Source organism: Sphingobium sp. 3R8 (assembly GCF_020166615.1).
Classification (GTDB): domain Bacteria; phylum Pseudomonadota; class Alphaproteobacteria; order Sphingomonadales; family Sphingomonadaceae; genus Sphingobium; species Sphingobium bisphenolicum.
Window position 1 is genome coordinate 1 of record NZ_JAIQXR010000037.1, and the last position, 20,209, is coordinate 20,209.

Annotated in this window: 29 protein-coding genes; 12 read left to right on the forward strand and 17 right to left on the reverse strand. The window is 64.8% G+C overall.

Translation table 11 applies throughout. The features are described 5' to 3' along the window. The 4 genes from K9B33_RS22165 to K9B33_RS22180 all read right to left on the reverse strand — a co-directional run. On the reverse strand, nt 1-528 hold a 528-nt coding region (locus K9B33_RS22165; protein ID WP_224551286.1), incomplete at its 3' end, for a ParB/RepB/Spo0J family partition protein. A gap of 99 nt (nt 529-627) precedes the next feature. Next, a complete protein-coding gene (locus tag K9B33_RS22170) occupies nt 628-1,041 on the reverse strand; it encodes a DUF2958 domain-containing protein (RefSeq protein ID WP_224551287.1) in 414 nt (137 codons plus the stop codon). Next, complete coding sequence (locus K9B33_RS22175) at nt 1,038-2,006, reverse strand: ArdC family protein (protein ID WP_224551288.1); 969 nt, start codon at nt 2,004-2,006, stop codon at nt 1,038-1,040. Before K9B33_RS22175 ends, K9B33_RS22170 begins: the two co-directional genes overlap by 4 nt. A gap of 366 nt (nt 2,007-2,372) precedes the next feature. Further along, nucleotides 2,373-2,627, reverse strand: coding sequence for a hypothetical protein (locus K9B33_RS22180; RefSeq protein ID WP_224551289.1), 255 nt, complete (start codon nt 2,625-2,627; stop codon nt 2,373-2,375). An 81-nt stretch (nt 2,628-2,708) separates the two neighbouring features. On the opposite strand from K9B33_RS22180, the gene K9B33_RS23310 reads away from it, so the two are divergent. Beyond that, nucleotides 2,709-2,963 (forward strand): helix-turn-helix domain-containing protein, encoded by a 255-nt coding sequence (locus tag K9B33_RS23310; protein WP_224551290.1) that lies wholly within the window; start codon nt 2,709-2,711, stop codon nt 2,961-2,963. A gap of 33 nt (nt 2,964-2,996) precedes the next feature. Here K9B33_RS23310 and K9B33_RS22190 read toward each other — a convergent pair whose 3' ends face one another. From K9B33_RS22190 to K9B33_RS22210, 5 genes are all read right to left on the reverse strand, one after another. Beyond that, nucleotides 2,997-3,533, reverse strand: a complete 537-nt coding sequence (locus tag K9B33_RS22190) for a DNA -binding domain-containing protein (RefSeq protein ID WP_224551291.1) — start codon at nt 3,531-3,533, stop codon at nt 2,997-2,999. 25 nt (nt 3,534-3,558) lie between these two features. After that, nucleotides 3,559-3,750: a transcriptional regulator domain-containing protein gene (locus K9B33_RS22195; RefSeq protein ID WP_224551292.1), complete on the reverse strand. Its 192-nt coding sequence runs from the start codon at nt 3,748-3,750 to the stop codon at nt 3,559-3,561. Continuing rightward, complete coding sequence (locus K9B33_RS22200; protein WP_224551293.1) at nt 3,751-4,611, reverse strand: phytanoyl-CoA dioxygenase family protein; 861 nt, start codon at nt 4,609-4,611, stop codon at nt 3,751-3,753. It lies immediately after the preceding gene. Next, nucleotides 4,608-5,213, reverse strand: coding sequence for an acyl-homoserine-lactone synthase (locus K9B33_RS22205; RefSeq protein WP_224551294.1), 606 nt, complete (start codon nt 5,211-5,213; stop codon nt 4,608-4,610). Before K9B33_RS22205 ends, K9B33_RS22200 begins: the two co-directional genes overlap by 4 nt. Nucleotides 5,214-5,405: 192 nt before the next feature. Continuing rightward, entirely contained in the window at nt 5,406-5,909 is a 504-nt protein-coding gene (locus tag K9B33_RS22210) for a MarR family winged helix-turn-helix transcriptional regulator (RefSeq protein WP_224551295.1), read from the reverse strand. Between the two features lie 88 nt (nt 5,910-5,997). On the opposite strand from K9B33_RS22210, the gene K9B33_RS22215 reads away from it, so the two are divergent. Genes K9B33_RS22215 through K9B33_RS22225 form a run of 3 tightly spaced genes read left to right on the forward strand, consistent with a single transcriptional unit; the run spans nt 5,998 to nt 7,399 of the window. Continuing rightward, entirely contained in the window at nt 5,998-6,363 is a 366-nt protein-coding gene (locus K9B33_RS22215) for an iron chaperone (protein WP_224551296.1), read from the forward strand. 9 nt (nt 6,364-6,372) lie between these two features. Next, on the forward strand, nt 6,373-6,729 hold the full coding sequence (locus tag K9B33_RS22220) for a hypothetical protein (protein WP_224551297.1): 357 nt from the start codon (nt 6,373-6,375) through the stop codon (nt 6,727-6,729). Nucleotides 6,730-6,745: 16 nt separating this feature from the next. Continuing rightward, the gene (locus K9B33_RS22225; RefSeq protein ID WP_224551298.1) at nt 6,746-7,399 is read left to right on the forward strand and encodes a glutathione S-transferase family protein; all 654 of its coding nucleotides are present in this window, start codon (nt 6,746-6,748) and stop codon (nt 7,397-7,399) included. A 9-nt stretch (nt 7,400-7,408) separates the two neighbouring features. Here K9B33_RS22225 and K9B33_RS22230 read toward each other — a convergent pair whose 3' ends face one another. After that, nucleotides 7,409-8,134: a helix-turn-helix transcriptional regulator gene (locus tag K9B33_RS22230; RefSeq protein ID WP_224551299.1), complete on the reverse strand. Its 726-nt coding sequence runs from the start codon at nt 8,132-8,134 to the stop codon at nt 7,409-7,411. A gap of 149 nt (nt 8,135-8,283) precedes the next feature. Then, nucleotides 8,284-9,228, reverse strand: coding sequence for a class I SAM-dependent methyltransferase (locus K9B33_RS22235; RefSeq protein ID WP_224551300.1), 945 nt, complete (start codon nt 9,226-9,228; stop codon nt 8,284-8,286). 2 nt (nt 9,229-9,230) lie between these two features. On the opposite strand from K9B33_RS22235, the gene K9B33_RS22240 reads away from it, so the two are divergent. Continuing rightward, a complete protein-coding gene (locus tag K9B33_RS22240) occupies nt 9,231-9,692 on the forward strand; it encodes a helix-turn-helix domain-containing protein (protein WP_224551301.1) in 462 nt (153 codons plus the stop codon). Between the two features lie 91 nt (nt 9,693-9,783). On the opposite strand, the gene K9B33_RS22245 is transcribed toward K9B33_RS22240, so the two are convergent. Both K9B33_RS22245 and K9B33_RS22250 read right to left on the reverse strand, forming a co-directional pair. Next, entirely contained in the window at nt 9,784-10,710 is a 927-nt protein-coding gene (locus K9B33_RS22245; protein ID WP_224551302.1) for a DMT family transporter, read from the reverse strand. 7 nt (nt 10,711-10,717) lie between these two features. Then, entirely contained in the window at nt 10,718-11,143 is a 426-nt protein-coding gene (locus K9B33_RS22250; protein WP_224551303.1) for a tautomerase family protein, read from the reverse strand. Nucleotides 11,144-11,213: 70 nt separating this feature from the next. On the opposite strand from K9B33_RS22250, the gene K9B33_RS22255 reads away from it, so the two are divergent. Next, nucleotides 11,214-11,795, forward strand: a complete 582-nt coding sequence (locus K9B33_RS22255; RefSeq protein WP_224551304.1) for a TetR/AcrR family transcriptional regulator — start codon at nt 11,214-11,216, stop codon at nt 11,793-11,795. Here the strand turns inward: K9B33_RS22255 and panB are convergent. From panB to K9B33_RS22270, 3 genes are read right to left on the reverse strand one after another with little or no spacing between them, the layout of a single operon-like run. Next, complete coding sequence (gene panB / locus K9B33_RS22260; protein ID WP_224551305.1) at nt 11,792-12,655, reverse strand: 3-methyl-2-oxobutanoate hydroxymethyltransferase; 864 nt, start codon at nt 12,653-12,655, stop codon at nt 11,792-11,794. The two genes, K9B33_RS22255 and panB, sit on opposite strands and share 4 nt — an antisense overlap. Nucleotides 12,656-12,680: 25 nt before the next feature. Further along, the gene (coaA, locus tag K9B33_RS22265) at nt 12,681-13,673 is read right to left on the reverse strand and encodes a type I pantothenate kinase (RefSeq protein ID WP_224551306.1); all 993 of its coding nucleotides are present in this window, start codon (nt 13,671-13,673) and stop codon (nt 12,681-12,683) included. Beyond that, nucleotides 13,670-14,632 carry an alpha/beta fold hydrolase gene (locus tag K9B33_RS22270; protein ID WP_224551307.1) on the reverse strand — a complete coding sequence of 321 codons (963 nt, stop codon included), beginning with the start codon at nt 14,630-14,632 and terminating at the stop codon, nt 13,670-13,672. Before K9B33_RS22270 ends, coaA begins: the two co-directional genes overlap by 4 nt. Nucleotides 14,633-14,739: 107 nt before the next feature. Here K9B33_RS22270 and K9B33_RS22275 point away from each other — a divergent pair, with 107 nt between their 5' ends. Together K9B33_RS22275 and K9B33_RS22280 are read left to right on the forward strand one after the other, a co-directional pair. Beyond that, nucleotides 14,740-14,886, forward strand: a complete 147-nt coding sequence (locus K9B33_RS22275; protein ID WP_224551308.1) for a hypothetical protein — start codon at nt 14,740-14,742, stop codon at nt 14,884-14,886. A gap of 20 nt (nt 14,887-14,906) precedes the next feature. Continuing rightward, nucleotides 14,907-15,275, forward strand: coding sequence for a hypothetical protein (locus K9B33_RS22280; RefSeq protein WP_224551309.1), 369 nt, complete (start codon nt 14,907-14,909; stop codon nt 15,273-15,275). 115 nt (nt 15,276-15,390) lie between these two features. Here the strand turns inward: K9B33_RS22280 and K9B33_RS22285 are convergent, their stop codons facing one another. Beyond that, nucleotides 15,391-16,029 carry a TetR/AcrR family transcriptional regulator gene (locus K9B33_RS22285; protein WP_224551310.1) on the reverse strand — a complete coding sequence of 213 codons (639 nt, stop codon included), beginning with the start codon at nt 16,027-16,029 and terminating at the stop codon, nt 15,391-15,393. Nucleotides 16,030-16,189: 160 nt separating this feature from the next. Here K9B33_RS22285 and K9B33_RS22290 point away from each other — a divergent pair, with 160 nt between their 5' ends. The 4 genes from K9B33_RS22290 to K9B33_RS22305 all read left to right on the forward strand — a co-directional run. Next, nucleotides 16,190-17,317 (forward strand): MipA/OmpV family protein, encoded by a 1,128-nt coding sequence (locus tag K9B33_RS22290; protein ID WP_224551311.1) that lies wholly within the window; start codon nt 16,190-16,192, stop codon nt 17,315-17,317. A gap of 42 nt (nt 17,318-17,359) precedes the next feature. Then, nucleotides 17,360-19,402, forward strand: coding sequence for a conjugal transfer protein TraG (locus tag K9B33_RS22295; RefSeq protein ID WP_224551312.1), 2,043 nt, complete (start codon nt 17,360-17,362; stop codon nt 19,400-19,402). A 2-nt stretch (nt 19,403-19,404) separates the two neighbouring features. Next, entirely contained in the window at nt 19,405-19,803 is a 399-nt protein-coding gene (locus K9B33_RS22300) for a CopG family transcriptional regulator (protein ID WP_224551313.1), read from the forward strand. Next, the coding region (locus tag K9B33_RS22305; RefSeq protein ID WP_224551314.1) for an ATPase, T2SS/T4P/T4SS family at nt 19,800-20,209 on the forward strand (410 nt) is incomplete at its 3' end. The genes K9B33_RS22300 and K9B33_RS22305, both read left to right, overlap by 4 nt.

Below are 20,209 nucleotides of genomic sequence, written 5' to 3' on the forward strand. Positions count from 1 at the left end.
GCTGGCAAGGGTCAGGTGGCGAACGGTGGTGCGGTCGATCTTCTCGGCGCGGTAGAGATCGCGGATGCGGGGCAGCAGGTTGCCCAGCGCCAGCACGCGCCGGATGGTGAGTTCGGGAAGCCCGAAGGTCACGGCGATGTCGTCCACGTCGCGGCCTTCCTTGACCAGCCGGACGAAGGTTTCCCACTGGGTCACTTCGTCGGGATCGAGCCGCGCGAGGTTCTCGATCAGCGAGGCTTCCAAGGCGGCGGTATCGTCGCCTGCCTCCATGATCGCGGCGGGCACGCGGCCGAGCTCGGCGTCCGCGCCCTCTTCGGCGAGGGCCAGCCGCGCGGCGTGGACGCGCCTGCGCCCCGCGACCAGTTCGAAGCGGTCTTCGGCCGCGCCGGGCCTCACGATGACGGGGACGATGATGCCGCGCTTGCGCACGGTCGGTAGGATGTCGGTCACGTCGGGGGCCTTGCGTCCGTGGCGCATGTTGACCTTGCTGTCGTCGATATTGCCAATGGCGATGAAGTCGAGTTTCATGGGACTACTCCTTGTGAGTGCCGGTCCGTCGCTCTTGCCGGATGGCGGATCGGCTTTTCGGGGTGGCGGCGAAGCGCGCCGCCTCGCATCATCCCGCCGTCAGCCGGACGGAATCTCAGGGTTCGCACTGGGCACGGCAGTGCGGCGCAGCAGGGCCTCGGCATGAAGGATCGATCCGGCGCGGCGCGCCCATTCGGCCCAGACCGAAAGGGGATGCGGCGTCTCGAAGGCGATATCGCGTTCGATCCGCAAGCCGAACGGCAGGCGGAGCGCCGCGATCTCCGAGAGGCTGAACACGCCCATTTCGGGGCAACCGAAGCCGAGGTCGGCAAGGCCGAACAGGGTATCGCAATCCTCGGCGAGTTCGGTCGCCAGCCACGTCGCCGCGCTCAGTGGGTTGAACAGCTTGACCAAGGGCACGGGATCGAACCGCTGGCCGCGCTGCTCGCAGACGCCTTGCGAAATCGCATTGGCGCGCAGCGCCGTATGTAGTTGGGGGGTTAGGAGGATCATGCCGCGATCCTCCCTTCGATGCCGGTTTTCCCCGCTTCGCGGTGCCGCGCCAGCAGCCAATCGGCGGCCTTGCTCGCCGCGCTGGCGGCGCGGAAGATCGCGCGATTATCCTCGCGCAGCACTTCCAGCCATGAACCGATATAATCGGCATGGCGCACGGTCGGCACGATGCCGAGCGCGGCACAGAGGAAGGCCGATCCCATCTCGGCGACCAGTTCCTCACGGGCGTAATCCTTCGACCCGAAAGCGTTCTTGAGGTCGCGGCCCAGCCGTTTGGGGTGGCCGGTGGCGTGGGTCAGTTCGTGCAGGCAGGTCCGGTAATAGTTGATCTGGTCGAAGAAGGCGGGCTGCGGCGGCACCGCCACGAAATCGGGGTCCGGGGCGTAGAAGGCGCGGTCGCCGCCGATCCGAAAATCGACGCCAGACGTGGCGATCACCTCTTCGGCCAGCGGCACGATCTCGCGTTCGGGCAGCGGCGCGGGATCGCTGGCAAGGCCGGGGCGCAGGCCCTCACATTGCGCGACGTTGAAGACGGTGAACCGCTTGAGGAAGGGCACGGCCTTGGCCTCCCCGCCGTCGCGCGCGGCGCGTTCCTTCTCGGCCTCGGGCGTGAAGCGGTCGGCATAGACGACGGTCTGCCCGCGCTCCCCCTTCATCACGCAGCCGCCCGCTTCCCGCGCTTGCCGGAACGTCAGCCAGCTTTGCGAGGGAAAGCCGCGCTCGATGACCGCGCCCCACAGGATCAGGACGTTGACGCCCGAATAGGATCGCCCGGTCAGCGCGTTGCGCGGTAGGCCGGGACCGATCCCGCCGCTCCGTCCCCATGGTTGCACCCATGGGAAGCGCCCGGCTTCCAGTTCGGCGACGATCCGCCCGGTCACCTCGTCATAGAGGCTCGCGCGATCTTCCTTCGATTGATCGGCGCGCCGGTTGCGGCTGGCATTGCGGCTAGATGGTCTGGGCACGGCCTGTCCTCCAAGCCACCCCGAAAAGGCACAAAACCTCCCCGCGAAGGCGGGGGTGGGCGGCGAGACGCGACCAAGAGGCCCGGCTCCAGCGGGCGAAGACACCGAAGGGCGGAACGAAAGTGGAGCACCCCGATAGGGGTTGGCTTCGCCCGCGACGGGCCTAGCCGGGAGCGCCGCCCGCACCCGCCGTAACGGGAGAGGTAAAACAGCGCCGCCGCGCCAGCGGCGACATCAATCGCGCCATGCGATCGTCACCGCCAGGCCGAGACCCGGCAAGCCGGGGCTTGGGGGCGAGCGCAGCGAACCCTAGAGCGCGGTCGCGCATGCGCGAGGCGCCGTTCTTCGATCGTCGATCTGCTATAATCAGGATCCGAAGGTGGCGACGGCTTCGGAGAGTCCCTCGCCAACAATCCAGCGGGCACGATCGAGATGGGATTGCCAGCATAGCTGAGCGCCGGCTTGGTCCGGATCCAAGTGCATCAGTTCGATTGCGGTCTCACGCCAGTCGGTGCCTGCGGCCTCGGCATCGAGCAAGGATGCATAGAGAGCCAGTTGACGTCGGTCATAGTCCGTAACGGCTGAGCCGATCGTCGGAGCAACGTCCATAACCGCATTCATGCCGAAATCCTCAAAGGGCGCCATCACCTTCGTACATTATAATGCGTAGCACCGAAATAGACGAACGGTTCTACGGTCTTGATGAACCTGTTCGATCTCATCGGCACCAACTGCTATTGGTTGCGGAAGGACGCGGGTCTAACGCAGGAAGAGGTGGCGGCGAGAATGGGAGTTAGTCACTCCCACTACAGCGCCATTGAGAATGGTAGACAGAACCTCACGTTCGGTACGTTCGACAGGCTCTATAAGGCGCTCGGTGTCCGTCCAGCCGCTTTGTTCGATGAAGGACGCCCGCCAAAGCCGATGCGGGCTTCGCCATCACCTCGCACAAAATGAGGTTCTCCAACCTCTATCCGGGACGACTGCCTTCTAACGATCACTGCCCGGGCTGAGCAATTGGGCAACACTGGATCGCGACAGAAGCTTGGCCAGAGCAATCAATCGTCGCGTTGAAGATTTGGCCCACTCTCCATCGCCGGGCCAATCGTGCAGGCCAAGAACATCTCTCGCAACGTGCCGTAGGCTGCACCCGTGCCGCCGGGCGTCGGCCGCACGCAGGGCGAGGACGAGCCGCGGCAGCGCCTTATCTTTAACGGTTGTCCAGGCCATGCCTTGCATTAGCTGATCGAGCCGGCGCAGCGCCGCAATCTGCGGCTGCAAGTCGCGGCGAAGGTCAACGGCCGGCTCGATTCGAACGCAGCCGTCCCGGATCGATCCGGCCATGACGTCGATCCGAAGCGGTTCGCCGCCGCAACCAAGCCAGACATGCTCGCATCCGCTCTCGCCAACCACGACGCGCCAGCGATGTGCGCGGCCAAGCCAAAACGCTCGGCCGTCATCGCCTTCATGGAAGCAGCGCACGCCGAGCACGCGCGGATCGACGGCCGCCGACCAGACCGGCGTCACGTCGGCGCACGACCGCGCCGGGTCCTCAGCGAAAGTGCAGCCCCCACCGCGCGACGAACGCGCTATCGGCCGGCCGGGATCGATCGACCGAAGCAAACGCCGCCTGGTAGGCGGGGTCGCGCCTCAGCACCTCCCAGGCGAGTCCCGAACGCCCGCTACCGATGATCGCGGCATAGGCGGTGGGATCGCCCCAGTCGCCGCCGATCGCGCCAGGCACTCACGAAGCCTCGATCTGCGCGGCGACGAAAGCCGCCGCCGCCTCGGCCTGGCCGGGCCGCAAGGCATCGATCGCAGCCATGTGCCGAGGCAATGCGTCGCCCAGCAAGATTGACGGGCATTGGCCCTCGACATTGCCGAGATTGGGCCGGTGCTGTGCATAGCCGACGAGCGCGGCCAGTTCTGGCGGGAAGTTTCGGGCGACGGCGGGCGGATAGACCAGCCATTGCAGTTCGAACGGCTTCAGCCAGCCCAGGCAGTAGCTGACGATGATGCCGCGCCGCGTCATCTCGGACCGATTGCCGCCGCCGCCGTGGAGAGTCGAGCCCAGGAACAGCAGCGCGTCACCCGGGCTTACCTCGGGCACGATCGCTTCATCTTCGGGCAGCACGACATCGGGATCGAGATGGCTTCCGGGCCAGAGCCGGGTGCCGCCATTTTCCCGCGTGAATGGCGCGAGCGGCCACATGACATTGACCAGATACTCCAGATTGCCCTTCGGCCCCGCCCACATGTCCTGGTCGCGGTGCGGAAGCTGTGGCAGCGCGCCGGGATGGATCTCGACCGCCTGGGTGAGATTGAGCGCGATGCGATCGCACCAGGGGAGCAGCAGGCGCTCGACGGTCGCGAGGACATGCGGATGCTGGACCAGCGATGCCGCAAGCGGCGAACGGGCCAGCAGCCCACCGAACCGCTTGGTGCGGGCACCGTAGAAGTCGCCCTGGCAATGCGGTGTCGCCGCGAAGACCGGTGCAAGGTCACGTTCTAGGCCGGAAAGGATCGCCGGATCGAGCGCCCGCTCGACGACGCAATGGCCGTCGCGCAAGAGCCGGGCGGCGGCGCGGTCCACGCGCGCGCTCATGCCGTCACGGCCCGGGCGGACCCGACATAGGTGCCCGACCAGCGCAGGCGCTCGGGGGTGTCGGCACGGACGTGCGCCGCGAAGGCGCCTACCAGGCCGCTATCGACCCGGACGGCCGGGCCGAGCGGTTCGGCCAGCCAGCCCATGGCGAGAACTTCCTTGCGAAAGGCGTTTGGCAAAACGCCGGTCAGGCGATCGATGCCACGCGGGAGCGCAAAGTCGACCATGGCCGAGATGAGCTGGTTGCGAAGCTCGCACCGCCGGACGGCACCGTGGCGCTGCGGCAAGCACAGCCGGGTGCTCTCCCAAGTGGTCGGTCCCACCGGCACGCCGGCCGGGCACAGTTGCGGAAAGACCGTCGCGAGCATGTGGGGAACGGTGCTCGGCATCAGCCGCAGCGATGCCTCGTGCGCGCCGGCATCGTCGGCGGCGACGATATAGACGGTGGACGGGGTGTCGAACTGGTCGATCTCGAAGCGGCCCTCGACGACGGGGATATCCCAACCGAAGAGGTCGACGAACAAATGCTTGCGGTCGATGAACATGGTTTCGAGCAGCCGGCGGTTGGCCGGGTCGAGATGCTTTTCGATGATATGGATCATGGGCGTGCTCCCTTTGCGAACAAGCGACAAGGAAGCAGCAAGCCGGCCTCGAAACAGGCCGAGCAATTGCTCGGGTTGATCGGCCCCGAAGTAGTCGTGCGACTCGGTCCGGGCCGGATGGCACAATGCGATCGCCGGCTGTCCGTCATCCGCTTGGCTCGCAGCCAAGGTAAAAGCGATGGTCCGAGTGTTTCAGCCTCGGTCCGGCAAGCACCGTTCTCTGGGAGCCCTGCAATCACGACCCAGCCGGGCAACACCATCGAGGGCCTCGGCGAGATGCATCGCCATTTTGGCTCCCAGCCTTTCCTCGACCTGGCGATGCGCCGCCCGCCAGAGCGGCAGCGCAGCGGCGAGGATCTCTCGGCCCTTGCCGGTCAGCGTCACGACCCGCACGCGCCGGTCGGACGGCCCGCTGACGACCTCAGCAAGTCCGCCTTTTTCGAGCTGCTTCAGGTTTCGCGAGATCGTCGTGGGATCGATCGCAAGCACGTCGACCAGCACCGGGACGCGCTGGCCCTTGAGGCCGGCCGCAGCAATGGCGCTTAGCAGTGTCAGCTGCGGAGCCTGAAGTCCCAGGGGACGCAGCGCATCGTCGTAGGCGCGCGTGATGATGCGTGCCGCGCGCCTCGATCGGAACGATAGGCAGGCACTCCGGATTTCTTCAGAAGCCTTGATACTTGCATCTACATCTTTCATGCTTGGCCTGTATCATGACCATCGGCGATCACGCGAGTCGGCAATTGCGCCATCTCGGCGATCGCGGCGAAAACCGGCAGCAAGGATCATGGCGAAGCCCGAGACGATCGAAGCCTATGTCGACGCCGCGAACCCTGAGGCCCAGCCGTTGCTGCGCCAGCTCATCGGTGTCCTGAGGTCGGTCGCGCCCGATGCCGAGGAAGGCATCAAATGGGGCGTTCCAACCTTCACCGCGAAGCGGATCCTGTTCACGGTCGCCGCCCATAGGGCCCATGTCGCCTTCGCGCCGACACCGGCGGCGATCCGTGCGTTCGGGGAGCGTCTCGAAGCGCTCGAAACTACCATGGCGACGATCAAGTTTCCGATCGGCTCGGTGCTGCCGATCGACCTGGTGCGGGATATTGCGGAGTTCCGCGTGCGCGATGTTCGCGAAAACGATGCCCGGTGGATGTGAGGCAAGGACATGGCGAAGTTCATCGCGCTCTACATTGGCTCGGTATCGGCGGCGGAGAAGGCGGACTACGCCCCGACGCCGGACGACGAGGCGATGTGGTCCAGAGGCATGGCCGCTTGGGGCCAGTGGATGAGCGACCATGCCGACGCGATTGTCGACGGCGGCGGACCGCTCGGAGCGACCTTGCGCATCTCGCCGAAGGGTATCGAACCGCACGAAAATCGGATCGTGGGCTATGTGATCGTCGAGGCCGACAGCCACGAGGCGGCCGCCCGGCTGTTCAGCGATCACCCGCATTTTGCGATCATGCCGGGCGATTCCGTCGAAATTCTCGAGTGTCTGGCCCCGCCTAGTCCGGCAGCCTGATCGAAGGATATATGCGATGAAGCTCTATGGCATGCCGCCGACCCGGGTGCTGCGCCCGCTATGGCTGCTCAACGAGCTTGGCCTCGACTATGAGATGATCCCGGTGGACCTGGGTGCCGGCGCGCACCTGACGCCCGAGTTCCTGACGATCAACCCGGTCGGGAAAGTGCCGGTGCTCGTCGATGGCGACATACAGGTGTCCGAGTCCGCGGCGATCTCGCTGTACTTGGCCGAGCGATATGGCGGTGGGCGCTTCATACCCACAGCGATCGAAGATCGCGCGGCGATGTACCAGTGGATCATGTTCCTGGTGACCGAGATCGAACAGCCGCTCTGGCGGATCGCCTTGCACACCGGCATCTATCCGGAAAGCGATCGCCGGCCGGACGAGCTGCCGCTCGCCGAGCGCGACTGCCGGCGGATGCTGGTGCCGATCGAGAGCCATCTCAAGGGCCGCAAATGGTTTGTCGGGACTTCGCCGTCGGTCGCGGATTTCATCGCGGCGTTCACAATCGACTGGGCGGACGAGGCGGGCTTCCTCGATCAGTCGCCGAACGCGCGGCGATTCGTCGAGCGCATGTACGCGCGCGGTGCGGCGCCGCCGACGATCAAGGAAAGCTGGGCCGCGCTCGAACGCGGCGACCAGCCACCGGGACGGCGCGCCGCCTGAGAGACGGGCTCATCGCAGCTCCTCGATACCGATCTCGCCGGCCAGGACCGCGCTGACCGCGAGCTCGACGCGCCCGCGCACGCCGAACACCTCGCGCGCCTCGGTCATGTAGCCATCGACTGTTCGCGGCGTGATGCCGAGTGCGCGGGCGATCTGCTTGTTCGAAAGACCGCGGCCGCCAAGCAGGATACAGTCGCGTTTTCGCGGATGGAGGCTGGTCCGAGCGACAGGTGTGCGAAGGCCGAGGGTCAGCCTGCGCGCTGCCTGGAAGGCGAAGATGCCGATCATCTGGGCCGGGCCAAGATAGCGCGTCGCACGATCCGGCCGTGCCGTGCCCGCGAAGGTGCATGATCCCAGGCAGTCGCCGAGCAGTACGCATGGCACGGTGATGCCCTCGTTGAGCCCGGCGCGCAGGCCGTCTTCGAGGCACGTGCGATCATGGCGGTCGAGCGCGATGATCTGACCGAGTTCGGACCACAGAAAGGCGCCTTCGGCGAAAGTACAGGCACGAATGACGGGGTCGCGGCGGAACAGGCCTTCGCCGATTATGCGGTCGGCGATGGCGTCCGGATAGCGCTTGATGTCGACACGGCCAGCAGGAGCACCGCGCAGGTCGGCGTGATGGATGAGTGCGTAGTGGCGGAAGCCCATCTCGGCGGTGACCGCCTCCATCAGCCGCGCGAGATCCTGTGATGTCTCAGCCTGCCGGGCTGCGCGAATGAAAGCGTCGGCCAAGGCCGCTCCCGATGCCATGCGCGACTGCCGGCGGGCCACCTACATCCCCGATCGACTAGTGCCGCGTCGATGGACGGGATGGCCAAAGCCGGCCACCGATGTCGTTGATCGCCGGGATCAGGCCAGGGGCGGCGTCGAGGGAAATGCCATCAATCATCGATCCGTTCTCGGTAGGCCGGGCATGCCCGCGCCGAGATCATCCAGCAGGCCGCGACGAAGCGGACCTCGCCGCCGAATAAAAAGGGCTCGAACGCAGTGCGTACGCGCTCGACGATCGCTGCCCGCTGGCTTGGATCAGCGACATCTCCCAGGACGCGGCCCAACGGACCCAACCTGGTGAAGAAGCGCTCAAGCTCGGAAGCGGGAAAGCTGCACGTAACATTGATCGGGCGAAGTTCGACCGCAGCCCATCCACTGCGTCCAAGCACCGAACGAACATAGGCTGGGTCGGCGAAGGCGAACTGGCCAGGACCGCCGGCGCGCGGCGGGACCGTTCCCAAGAGTGGTGCCGCAGCATTTTCGGCAGCCGTCATGAACGGGTTTTCGGCCGCGCTACGCCAGGCGAGCAGGCGCATCTGGGCCGTCGCGCGCGATGCCCGGCGCAGGTTCTGGAAAGCGGCGACTGGATCGGCGAAGAACATGACGCCGAAGCGCGATACGATCATGTCGAACGACGCCGCGCCGAACGGATAGGTCTGCGCGTCGGCCAGGATGAACCTGGCCGGGCTGTGTTCGGCGGCCGCGCGCGACCGGGCCAGGCCCAGCATTGGCGCCGAGACGTCTATGCCGGTGGATGAGCCATGATCGCCGCGGAGCAGGGCAGCGGCGAGTGTCGTCGCGCCGGTTCCGCAGCCGACGTCGAGCAGGGCCTTGGGTCCGACCATCCAGATCGCCTCGACGAGCCGATCCTCGAGCGGCTTGAACATCGTGTCGAGCAGGTCCTGCTCCGCCGCCCACGCCTCGCCCGCCTGTCCATTCCAAAGTGCAGCCTGCTCGTCGTACCCTTGAACAGCAACATGCATCGAAACCTCCTTCAATATTGCCAGGAAATGCCGGAAGTGCGACGTTGCCACTTCAAGCCAACTTGAGGTCAAGCGTGAATTTCCTCGATATCTCACAGGTTGCCCAGAGGTCCGGCGTCGCCGCGTCGCGGCTGCGCTATTATGAGGAGCGGGGCCTCATTGCGTCGGTCGGGCGGCGCGGGCTTCGCCGCCTGTTCGATCGCTTCGTGTTCGACCAACTCGCGCTGATTGCCCTCGGCCAGGCGGCGGGCTTCTCGCTCGACGAGATCGCCGCGATGCTCGGACCGGACGGGCAACCCCATATCGATCGGTCGATGCTGGCGGCGAAGGCCGAAGAACTCGATCGCACCATTTCCAAGCTCGCAGCGCTGCGCGACGGCCTGCGCCATGCGGCCGCCTGTCCCGAACCGCGGCATGTGGAATGTCCGAAATTCCAGCGGTTGCTGAAAGTGGCGAAATCTCCCGCGCGGAGGCGCAAGCGATCGAATGAGGTACAACGCCCTGACCCGGGCACTGCTCGACCGCGCCTTCGATGAGCATTCGCCCTGCGGGCGGTAAAATCGAGAGAGGCGCCGACAATCACATCGCCGGCGGCGACAGGACTCATGCGGGTTCATGCCCGGCCGATCATTCATGTCGGCCACCACCAGAGCCGGCCCGATCAGCCACGAGCGAACCCAGCGCCAGGACCATGCCGACGCTCATGATCGCCATGCCAAGCATTGCCCAGCGCGACGGGTCTTCTCCGAGCAGAACGTAGGCTGCAGCAGTGGTCAGTGCCGGAACCGCAGCCGTGAAGAGCGAGATCGTCGTCGCGCCGAGCAGCGTCACCGCCCGCGTAAAGACGAAGATCGAAAGCGTGCCGATCAGGACACCTTGAAAAAGGACTTGGAGCGCGACGTCGCCTACCGCGGCCCGCGCCAGGTGGCTGTCCGCCAGCAGTGCGTAGGCGGGAAAGAAAAGAAGTGCGGAAACGACCGCAACCGCGGCGGTCGCCTCTATCGCAGGTAGCCCGAGCCGCCTTACGAATAGGCCATAGCCCGACCAGCAGAGTGACGCGAGCAGCAGGCACATGTCGCCGAGGAGTAGCTTGGGCGTAACGGCCACGATGCCGTCCCCCGCGACGAGCAGCACGCCTGCCAAGAGCAGGACGAAGCCGGACGACTGCCCGCCCCGCGGGCGGATTCCAGTCGTTGCCCAAGTTAGAAACGCTGTGGTCAGCGGCAGCGTACCGTGGAGCATCACCGCGCCGTGGCTTGCTGGAGCGAGCGAGAATCCGAGATAGGCGAGCAATGCGAAGCCCAGACCGCCCATCAATGCCAAGCCCACCAAGGGTTCCAAAGGGCGGGCAAGCAGGCGGCGCCGAATGACCAATGGCATGAGCAGGATGCCGCTCGTCCCGAAGCGAAGCGCCGCGAGGTCCGCCGGATCGAGCGAGCCGCCGTAGCCGGCCCGCGAGACAATCACGAAGCTCGAAAAGAGCGCGACGACCCCGCAGCCATATACGAAGCCGATGGCTCGTCCCCGATCTAAGCTTAGCATATCGGCGGCCACCAACGCATCAGCGGGGGAGGACGGGGCTCGGGCGGTTTTCCTGGATCCATCGGGCTTCATCCGCCGTGCCCGCTAATGGTGGCCGGAACCCTTCTATCGACCAGAGCTCATGGCTGGTCTCGTCGATGTGATATTCCCAGGAGAAGCCTCGCTCCTTGATGAAGGGGGCGAGGGCCTCGTCGCACAGCGCGATCCACCTCGTGCGCATGTCAGCATCGGGAAGCGTCCGGGCGATGTGGTCGATCCAGATTCGCACGAAGTCGCGTCGCGGCTCACCGCCGACGTAGAAACTGTGGTCGGCGACGGGCTGGAAAATGACGCCGACATAGAAGCGCGGAAGGCGGTTGTAGAGTGCGGTGATGCGTTCTGAGAGAGCGCGCTTGTCGCTTTCGTCGAAAGCGTCCTCCGGATGGTATATCTTCCAAAGAGGCATGGTCGTCTCCATTGACTATGATGATGACTATCATCATTGAGTCTCGGGAGAGCGTCAAGAGGCTTGGTGAATGCGGATCAGTCGAGAAAAGGCCCGGGAAAATCGCGAGCGCGTGCTCGCTGTCGCATCGCAGCGGTTTCGGGAAAACGGCTTCGACGGTGTCGCTGTCAGCGACATCATGCGGGAAGCTGGATTCACCCACGGGGGCTTCTACAATCATTTCGCGTCGAAGGAGGAATTGGCTCGCGAGGCTGTGGCTTCGGCTTGGACAGCGATCGCCCAAGAGCGCGAGCGAGCGGCCGACATTCCCGAACTGCTTGCCGCCTATCTGTCGAAGGCCGCTCGGGGCGCACCCGGCAAAGCTTGTCCTGCCGCCGCGTTGGCGGGGGATGTCGCGCGCCAGGGCGACACCGTCAAAGCGACCTTCACCGAGGGCCTCGCGGGCATGATCGGCGGCGTGGCGGACGGCCTCGACGGGGATGATCCCGCCAAGCGCAAGCTCGCGATTGCGGTCGTATCGCGAATGGTCGGTGCGCTGATGCTCTCGCGGGCGGTACCAGACGACGACCCGCTTGCTGCCGAGATCCTCAGCGCCAGTCGCGAGGCGATCCTGGAGGAACTTGGCCGGGTCGTCGGCAAATCGGAAGCCTAGTTGCTGGAGGCTCGATCGGCAGCCGCCGCCTGATACACGTGCGATATTTCGGGGAACTGCCGCGAACGAACCGACGCCGCATAGCTTTCTGCGGCGCGGGTGATCCGCTCCGCGAGATTGTCGAAGGGCTTCACGAACTTCGCCGTGCGCTCGAACATGCCGAGCATATCATCGACGACGAGCACCTGCCCGTCACATCGGACGGAGGCGCCAATGCCAATTGTGGGGCATTTGACGCCTTGCGTGATCGAGTCCGCGAGCGTCTCGATCACCGCTTCCACGACGATGGCGAAGGCGCCCGCATCTGCGACGGCAAGCGCGTCGTCCATAAGAGCCGAAAATTCCGCATTGCCCTGGCCGCGGGCGCGGTAGCCGCCCAGCACGTTCACCCGCTGTGGGGTGAGCCCGACATGGCCCATGACCGGGATGCCGCGGCGTTGAAGGAAGCTGATCGTCTCTGCCATCTCCACGCCACCCTCCAGCTTGACGGCGGCTGCTCCTGTCTCCCGAAGGAGGCGAGCAGCGGATCGGAACGCCTGCCGGGGACCTTCCTCGTAAGAGCCGAAGGGCATGTCGATCACGACCAGCGCCCGGCTGCTCCCGCGAACTACCGCCGCACCGTGGGCGATCATCATGTCCAGCGAAACGGGGAGCGTCGTCGGAAGACCGTAGACGACCTGCGCGAGACTGTCGCCGACGAGCAGAATATCGCAGTGCGCGTCGAGCAACTCGGCCATTCTCGCCGTGTAGGCGGTGAGCATGACGATGGGCTCGTGCGATGATTTGCGCGCGGCGATGGCCGGGACCGACAGGCGTCGGGCGGCAAGCGCAACGGGATTGGGGGCAGCTTGGGTCGACATGGTCGCTATCTCCGCCTGCAAGTAATCAAATTCGCCGAAGCCAAACCTGGTTCACTTCGTGGTCGCCGCCTTTGCGGAGCACCACGTCGGCTCGTTCTCGCGAAGGCAGGATATTCTCGCGAAGATTGGGCAGGTTCGTCCTGGCCCAAAGCTCCTCCGCAAAACCACGAACCTCCGCTTCCGAGGCTCCGGCGAGATGGTGGAAGTGGGCTCGCCGGTTCGGGAAGGCGGACTGCTGGAGCAAGAGGAAACGCTCGACGTACCAGCGGCGAATGTCCTCCTCGCCCGCATCGACATAGATCGCCAGATCGAAATAGTCGCTCGCAGTGACCGCGGGCGCAGGTCGGGCCACCGAGCCGGCGCCGATCTGGAGCACATTGAGCCCTTCGAATATGAGAATATCGGGTCGATCTACTTGTATGACCTCGTCGGGCACCAGGTCGTAGGCCTCGTGCGAATAGACTGGTGCGTTCGCCTGTCCACAGGCGCGGAGGTCCACCAGGAAGCGGTACATGCGCGACAGATCATAGCTTTCCGGGAAGCCCTTGCGACGCATGAGGTCGCTGTCTTCGAGCCACTTCTTCGACCTCAAGAAGCCGTCGGTCGTGACGATCTGCACCTTTGGACCGCCGGGCAGGCGTGACAGCAGCTGCTCGAGCAGCCGCGCCACCGTACTCTTCCCCACGGCAACGCTGCCAGCGAGGGCGATGATAAAAGGATGCACGCCATAGCCACCGCCGAGAAAGCGTCGCCGGGCCGCAAGGAGCCCCCGCGAAGCGTCAACGTGAAGTTCGATCAAGCGGACGAGCGGCAGATAGATCGCTTCCACTTCAGCCATGGTCAGGGGGTCGCCTAACCCGCGTACGCTCTCCAGCGCGCCCGCATCCAGACCGGACGCATCGGTCCTGCCGAGCGACCGCCACTCAGCTCGTTCGAAGACGTCGAAGATCGATGCGTGCGATCGAAGGTCGCCTGCGCCTACCGTCCTGGGAAGAGGCGCGGTCACAGGGCTCGTCATCCGCCGGCCCCATCGTGTGCGCTCCTGCCGGAAGCATCGACAGGCGCGTCGATCGTGTCATTCCCGGAAACCGATAACGATCGATCCTCGTCCCACACGTTCGATATGAAATCCCGCATCAGAGCAGCGCATTCTTGGTGATGGGTTTCCAGCAGGAGATGAGGCCCGTCGTAGATGTGCATGTCCATGCGATCGAGTTCGCGAGCATAGGCGAGGACCTCGTCTATCTCGAAATAAGGATCGTGCCGCCCCCACAGCATCAAGGCAGGCGGCTGGTGCTTGCGATGATAATCCGAGATCTCCGGGAAGCGGGCAACGTACCGGCCGTAGTCTTCGAAGATGCGAAACTGGATATCGACCAGCCCGGGCCGGCTCATGCGTTCCCAATCGAGATGCCAGCCGTCGGACGCGATGCCGGGCTTGAGCCGATCCGGGATATCACCAACGTAGGTGTGCCGCACGCCTTCGTAGTTCAACCACTCCGGAAGCTTGGCGCGGTTCTCGGCGGTGGGCTCCGACCAGTAGGCCTTGTTCCCCTCCCAATCCGGGCCGAGCCCCTCATGGTGTGAATTGCCATTCTGGATGATGAGGCCCAGCACCCGGTCGGGCCGCGCCAGCGCCAGATAGTAGGCGACCGGCGCGCCGAAGTCGTGAACGTAGAGGAAAAACCGATCCATGCCGATCTCGCGGGTCAGCCCTTCGATCGTACGCGCCATCGCCTCGAACGTGTAGTCATAGTCGGCGGATGCTTCCGTAAATCCGAATCCCGGCAGGTCCGGCGCTACGACGTGCGCGACCTCGGCAAGAGGACTCATCACGTGACGGAAGTAGAAGGATGAGCAGGGCTGGCCATGCAGGAGCAGAATTCCGGGATCCCCGCGTCGCCCCGCCTCTCGATAGAACAGGTTCACTCCGTCGATCGCGGCGGTGCAATGTCTGGCCTTTTGAATCTTGAGCATGCGCCTGTCCTCGGTGATGCCGATGTCGGCGAAGAAACGGAGCAGACATCAATGATGACATATATCATTATTGGCTTCAACGTCCGCTCGGCGTGCGGGACAACCCGATGACCGAAATGGCCGATAATGAAGGCACCCAGAGGCTCATCATTCTGACGGGCGCCATGGCGGCGGGCAAATCGACGGTGGCGCAAGGTGTCGCCGAACGGCTGACGAGGAGCGTTCACCTGCGGGGGACGTGTTTCGCAAGATGATCGTTCGCGGCGCCGCGACCATGGGGCCGCTGCTCACCGCTGAGGCGCACGCACAATTGCGCCTGCGCCATGCCATCGCCTGCGACGCTGCGCGCGCCTATTGCGACGCGGGCTTTTCAGTCGTTTATCAGGACATCATCCTAGGCGCCGATCTTGCCCGCGTCAGGGAAAGGCTTGCCGATCTGCGTCCCCTGGTCATTGCGCTCGTGCCCGATGCCGCGACACTGCTTGTCCGGGATTCGAGCCGCCCGAAGACAGGCTATTCCGAGGGGTTCCCGCCTGAAATCCTGGTGCAAGCCTTTGCGAAGGAATTGTCACGGGACGTCGTGCGGATCGACACAAGCAGCATGACGGTGTCCGAGGTCGTCGATCGGGTCCTGTCGCTTTAGCCCCCGGTCGCGCGTCCGGCGAAGGGCGGCGTCAGCGCCAAATACTTGAACGAGGCGGCGACATCTGCCGGAAGCATCTGCGTACCGGGGGAAGCGGACGGCCCTGACCGGTCGCTCATGCAGCGACAGATTGATCCGCCAAATAGGCGTACACGGCTGCGGTGATCTCTTCCTTGAGCTTGGGACTGCGGAGCTTCTCATGATCGTTGAGGACTGCATCATCAATGATCGCGCGCGACATGCTGTGGATGATCGTCAACGCGCTTCCCAGATCGAGAGTGCTTCGCATGCTCGCCCGATGCGGTTGGAGCAGCGCGAGCCCGAGTGAATAGATGCGTGCTCGCATCGCGTCTTCCCACGCCTTCAATTCCATCGCGGGAATACCGCTCGTAAGCACCCGCTGGACCGCAGGATCGGCAGCGTGAACGTCGACGATCTGCTCCACGGCGGTGGCTATCGCACCGCGCAAGGTCGCACCCGAGCCGGTTTGCTCCAGGGCAGCACGGATGGCGTGATAGTTGGCGTCGGCGTGTTCTTGCAGCAGAGCGGCAACCAGCGCCTCCTTCTGCGGGAAGTACTGGTACAGCGAGCCGATGCTGACGCCCGCCCGCTCGGCGACGCGGTTGGTGTTGAGACCCTGGTAGCCGTCGCGAATCAAAATGTGAGCCGTGGCTTGCAAAATTGACAAGACCGTCGCGCGAGCGCGGGTCTGACGAGGCAGCTTGCGGGGCTCGAGCGCCCTTGTGCGCGACATCGTTCGAGCCTCCGAAAGCGAGTAGCAAAAGTGCCCCGATCCTTCACTTTCTGGCGGCGCCTCGGATCGCGCGCAACCTTGGAGTGGTGAAGAGATGGCGCTTTGGACCGCGGGTAGGTTCCTGACGAACCACTATAGGGGAGTAAGCGTAACTCTATTTATGGCACTGGCGACCGGATCAACGGCGGCTGAAGCCCGGGAGCCGGAATCCGAGAGTTCATGGAGTGCCAACGACATACACGGTGCGATATACGCGATGCCGATCATCGCCCCTGAGTATACTGGCTCGGGAGACTACACGGTTAGACCGTTTGCAGGGCTCCATGTCAGCAACGGACCCTACTATATTCGATCGGAAGGTGCCGGGCTCGTCGTCAACCTATCCCCTTTGACGAACATCATCGCGGGACCGGCCGTCAATTATCGATTCGGGCGAGATGATGACGTTGAAAACGTGTCTGTCGCCGCCTTGGGAAAGATCGACGGCGCATGGGAAGCAGGCGGATTCGTCGGACTTTCCTTTCACAATGTCCTCGTCGAAGCTGATCAGGCCGAGGCTAGAGCGAAGGTGCTGTTCGATCTTGGCGATGTTCACAAGGGGCGGGTCGTCGAACTCAGCCTGTCTTATCGGGCACCGGTCAGCGACAGGATCACCGCTTCGATCTCCGCCACTGCGGTTCACGGCGACCGCAAATACATGAACACCTATTTCGGCGTGAAAACCAAGGCTTCAGTTCCCGACCTCACGCCCTTCGCCGCCAAGGCCGGTTTCCAGAGCGTAGGTGCGACGGGAACGGTCAATTTTCGGCTGTCAGAGCGCTGGGGTCTGCTCGCGATCGGCGGATACGACAGGCTCTTAGGCTCGGCGAAGGATAGCCCATCGTTCGCAGCGTCGGCGAGACCAACCAGTTCTTCGGCGGCGTGGGCTTGCAATACGCCTTCTAATTCCGATCGCTCGCGCTGGTACCACAAAGGTGCGCCGAACGAAGCGCGAGGGCGCGCCGGTTGGCGCCGCAACGCTAACTGCAGATTGCGAGGCTCGGGAACCAGCAATCTGGCGCCGAGCGCCGAACGCTGCCAGCGCCAACGTGACCGCGGAGCGGCTGCATCGAGAACCGCGCAGCGAGCGCATCCCGCCGCTACGCCGGTGCCGACCTTAGGACGAAGCCAGAAATCCCAGCGTGGTCGATCCGCCGCGATGGGAAAGCGCCAGCGCGGATGGCCTCACAAAGACCCACAGCGTCACCCGCCGGTCCCTGACCCGATGTCGGCAATTCTGGGACTTTAGGGCAGCCCGCGAGCGAAGGTTCGATAGCGGGCGGAGGCTCGCATGACCCCGACCAAGCTGCTCATCGGACAAATTCTCGTCGTGCTCGCGATCATCGTCGCGAGCATCTGGATCTCGACCCAGTGGGCCGCCGCCCAGCTCGCCTACCAGGCGGAACTCGGCAAGCCGTGGTTCGTCGCATTCGGGCAGCCGATCTACCATCCATGGTCGCTATTCCCATGGTGGTATCATTTCGACGCCTACGCCCCGGTCATCTTCGACAAGGCAGGGGCGATCGCGGCGGCGGGTGGCTTCATCGGCTGCGGCGCCGCGATCTTCGGCTCGGTCTGGCGTGCCCGGCAGTCCAACAACCTCACGACCTATGGGTCCGCGCGCTGGGCGACACACAAGGACATCAAAGCCGCAAAGTTGCTCGACGAGCGCGGCGTCGCGCTCGGCCGGATCGGTGGCGATGACCTTCGCCATTATGGCCCGGAGCATGTCATGGCCTTTGCGCCCACGCGTTCGGGCAAGGGTGTCGGGCTCGTCGTCCCCACGCTGCTCAGCTGGACCGGCTCGACCATCGTCCACGACATCAAGGGCGAAAACTGGGAGCTGACGGCCGGCTGGCGCGCGCGCTTCTCGCACTGCCTGCTGTTCAACCCGACCGACGCGCGCTCGGCGCGCTACAATCCGCTGCTGGAAGTGCGGCGCGGCGTGAACGAAGTTCGCGACGTCCAGAATATTGCCGACATCCTTGTCGATCCTGAAGGCGCGCTCGAACGCCGCAACCACTGGGAGAAGACCAGCCATTCGCTGCTGGTCGGCGCGATCCTTCACGTTCTCTATGCCGAGGAAGAGAAGACGCTCGCCCGCGTCGCAACCTTCCTGTCAGACCCGCAAAGGAGCTTCGCGGCAACCCTGCGCCGGATGATGGCGACCAATCACCTCGGTAACCTTGATGCTCCGCTGGTGCATCCGGTGGTCGCTTCCGCGGCCCGCGAGCTGCTCAACAAGAGCGAAAACGAGCGCTCGGGCGTGCTGTCGACGGCGATGTCGTTCCTGGGTCTTTATCGCGATCCGACTGTGGCGGCGGTCACGGCCGCCTCTGACTGGCGGATAGCCGACTTGGTCGAGGCCGCGCATCCGATCTCGCTCTACCTCGTGGTGCCGCCGTCCGACATCAGCCGGACCAAGCCGCTGGTCCGCCTGATCCTCAACCAGATTGGTCGCCGCCTGACCGAAGAACTTCACGGCACCGGCAAGGACGGCGAAGCCGCGCAAGGCCGTCATCGCCTGCTGATGATGCTCGACGAGTTTCCGGCGCTGGGGCGGCTGGACTTCTTCGAGACGAGCCTCGCCTTTCTCGCCGGCTATGGCGTGCGTGCCTTCCTGATTGCGCAGAGCCTCAACCAGATCGAGAAGGCCTATGGCGAGCACAACGCCATCCTCGATAATTGCCATGTCCGCATCGCCTTCGCGACAAATGACGAGCGCACCGCCAAGCGGATCTCGGACGCGCTCGGGACCGCGACCGAACAGCGGGCGATGCGCAACTATGCCGGGCACCGGCTCGCGCCTTGGCTCGCCCACGTCATGGTCAGCCGGCAGGAGACCGCGCGTGCGCTGCTGACGCCGGGCGAAGTGATGCAACTCGCGCCGACCGACGAGCTGGTGCTGATCTCCGGTCATCCGCCGATCCGCGCGAAGAAGATGCGCTATTATGAGGACCGCCGGTTCACTGCCCGGGTGCTCCCGGCGCCGTCGCTCGAAACTGACGGCTATCGCGATCTTCCCGCCGCACGACCCGACGATTGGGCTGCACAGATCCGCTGCGTCGATATGCGTCTCGCCGCCAAAAACGACAGTAACAAAGGCGCAGATGACGGCGGCCTTGAACAGGCCCGCCATCCCGCCCACGAAATCGAGCCTGCGGTCGTAGTCGAGCCGGAAGTTGCCGATCCGCTGGGGCTCGGCGAGGAAGATGGAGACCATGCCGCCGAGCGCCGGGCGATGGACAGGGTGCAGGCGCTCGGCACTGCGCGCACCGTTTATGGTCTCGATGCCGCCTCGGGTCGTCCCGACGACCTGCAGCTGGGGTTCTGACCATGGAAAAGGTCCGCCACCAGCTGTTCCTGCCAAAGCCGCTCTCCGACCGGCTGGAGGCGCTCGCCGCCAAGCCCGGCGCCAGCAAGTCCGCGATCCTCGTCGATGCGGTCACTGCCTGGCTTAGTCGCCGCGGGGCCTCTGACCTGGAGGATCGGTTCGCGATCCGGCTCGACCGACTTACGCAGGCGATCGGCCGGGTCGATCGCGACGCCTATGTCATCCTCGAGACGCTGGCGCTGTTCATACGCTTCGAGCTCGCGATCCAGACACCGCTGGCCGAGAACGATGCGGCTGGCCGCGCGCTTGGTGCCAAGCGTTTCGAGGCCTTCGTCACCCAGGTCGGTCGGCAGGTCTCGACCGGGCGTCGCACGCTCGGCGCATCGGGAGATGGCGAATGAGCGCCACTAGCCGTCCAACTGATCTGGCCGCCGATCGCCGCCGCCGCATGCTGATCACCGCGCTCGGCGCCGACATCGCCTCGGCCATGCGCGATCCGCTGGTCATCGAGATCATGGTCAATCCCGACGGCGCACTGCGGCTCGACCGGCTCGGCCAGGGCCGCACCCATACCGAGGTTCGGATCGAGCCAGAACAGGTTGAGAGGATCATCCGGCTCGTGGCGAGCCATGCCCGCGCCGAAGTCCATGCCGAGCATCCGATCATCTCGGCCGAGCTGCCGCCGCATATCGAGGGCCGGGCCGGCGAGCGCTTCGAAGGTGTCCTGCCGCCAGTGTCGTCGGCGCCGTGTTTCTCGATCCGCAAGCCCGCGCAAAAGCTGCACACGCTCGATGACTATATCGCTGA